Source organism: Pseudomonas sp. 21615526, from assembly GCF_013386245.1.
Classification (GTDB): Bacteria; Pseudomonadota; Gammaproteobacteria; order Pseudomonadales; family Pseudomonadaceae; genus Aquipseudomonas.
In genome coordinates this window covers 1-2,014 of the sequence record NZ_JACAOM010000223.1, presented here as the reverse complement: position 1 = coordinate 2,014, position 2,014 = coordinate 1, and the positions used below count along the sequence as shown (strand labels likewise).

Genomic DNA, 2,014 nt, shown 5'->3' with positions numbered 1-2,014 from the left:
AGCGCCGAGCAGATCGCCGAACCGGCCACGGTGAAAATAATCCCTTTGCGCCGACCCAGTTTGTCCACGATCGGACCGATGGCCAGCGCGACCACGGCGGTGCCTACCGCCACCCATGTCGCAATCTCCGCTTGCTCCACTTCACCCCAGTTAAAGTGCCGCCCGATTTCCGGCAGCAAGGTGCCGAAAAGGATGAAGTCATACACCGCAAACACCCAGGCGAAAAACGCGATCCAGGTGGCGAAACGCACCTCCTTGGGCGTCAGTTGCCGGGGTTTCCAGCCAGTCAGATCAAGCTTGTTGTAGATAGACATGAATCGCGCCTCGGGAGGTTGGCCAGGGTTTAGGTACAGGTGTCAGGTACGTGGTTGGCGGCGGATAAAGTCATCGGCGATTTCGTCGAAGGTGACGAAGCGCACGCCGGCATGGCTCTGGATGTGTTCGATCAGCCGCTCAAGCATCAGCAGCACTTGCGGGCGGCCGGACACGTCGGGGTGGATGGTCATGGTGAACACCGCGTGTTCGTGCTCGCGGTAGACCCAGTCGAACTGGTCGCGCCACATTTCTTCGAGGTGACGCGGGTTGACGAAGCCGTGGCTGTTGGGGGCTTTCTTGATGAACATCATCGGCGGCAGGTCGTCGAGGTACCAGTTGGCCGGGATCTCCACCAGGTCGGTTTCTTCGCCGCGCACCAGGGGTTTCATCCAGGTGTCGGGGTGCTGGCTGTAGTCGATCTTGGTCCAGGTGTCGCCCTTGCGTACGTAGTACGGGTGGAAGTCGTTGTGCATCAGGCTGTGGTCGTACTTGATGCCTTTTTTCAGCAGCAGTTCGTTGGTGACCTTGCTGAATTCCCACCAGGGCGCGACGTAGCCGGTGGGGCGTTTGCCGGTGACCTGGGTGATCAGCTCGATGGACTTGTCGAGGACGATTTCTTCCTGCTCGGCCGTCATCGCAATCGGGTTTTCGTGGCTGTAGCCGTGCACACCGATTTCGTGACCGGCGTCGGCCACCGCCTTCATCTGCTGGGGAAAGGTTTCCATCGAGTGGCCGGGGATAAACCAGGTGGTGCGCAGGCCGTAGCGCTCGAACAATTTGAGTAGGCGTGGCGCACCGATTTCACCGGCGAACAGGCCGCGGGAAATGTCGTCCGGGGAATCTTCGCCGCCATAGGAACCGAGCCAGCCGGCGACCGCGTCGACGTCGACGCCAAATGCACAGAGGATGTCTTTAGCCATGATGTGTCTCCTTAAAAAGTGAGTGCGGTTTCTACTGACAGCGCGGCCCGAAGCAGGCGCGCGTCTTCGCCGCTGGGGGCGCTGAGCAGCAGGCCGGTGGGCAGGCCCAGGGCATCGCGGCCGCTGGGCAGGCTGACGCCGGGCATGTCCAGCAGGCTGCCGGGCATGGTCAGGCGCAGGGTGGCGAGGTTGGTGCTGACGAACAGTTCAAAGTCGGCTTCCAACGGCGCCAGGGACGGGGCCACATGGGCCACGGTGGGGGTGATGAGGATCGCGCCGTCGAGTTCGTCGACAAGCTGCTGTTGCAGGCGGCGACGGGCTTCGTAGAGTGCCAGCAGTTGGCTGGCCGGCAGTGTGCGGGCCGCTTCAAGGCGACGGCGAACGCGGGGGTCGAGTTGCTCGGCATCAGGGCTGTCGAGCAGGGCTTCGTGGAGGGCGAAGGCTTCGAAGGCGCCGAGCCAGCCCTGGTGCAGGATCAGGTCGAGGGTGGCCTGGAAGGTCTTCGAGGGGCGCACGTCAATCAGCGCGCCATCTGCCTTCAATCGGTCCACACAACGTTGCAGGTTATCGCGCACCGCAGGTTCAACCCGTGCGTCTTCCAGCACACTTTGCTCGACCCAGAACCGCTGGCCATTGAGGCTGCGGGGCGGGCGTGGTGGGCGCTGGTCGCGACCATTGAGCAGGTCGTCGATGGCCAGTGCATCGCGCACGCTGCGGGTCAGCGGGCCGAGGCTGTCGAGGGTGTGAGCCAGCGGAAAAACGCCGTCGCGGCTGTAGCG

3 protein-coding genes are annotated in these 2,014 nt (G+C 63.0%); all 3 read right to left on the bottom strand.

The genetic code is table 11. The features are described from left to right. A partial coding sequence (locus tag HX786_RS32150; protein WP_256735355.1) for an MFS transporter occupies positions 1-314 on the bottom strand: 314 nt, incomplete at its 3' end. 42 nt (positions 315-356) lie between these two features. Continuing rightward, positions 357-1,235 (bottom strand): polysaccharide deacetylase, encoded by an 879-nt coding sequence (locus HX786_RS31275; protein ID WP_177021379.1) that lies wholly within the window; start codon positions 1,233-1,235, stop codon positions 357-359. An 11-nt stretch (positions 1,236-1,246) separates the two neighbouring features. Then, the coding region (locus HX786_RS31270; protein ID WP_256735353.1) for an amidase family protein at positions 1,247-2,014 on the bottom strand (768 nt) is incomplete at its 5' end.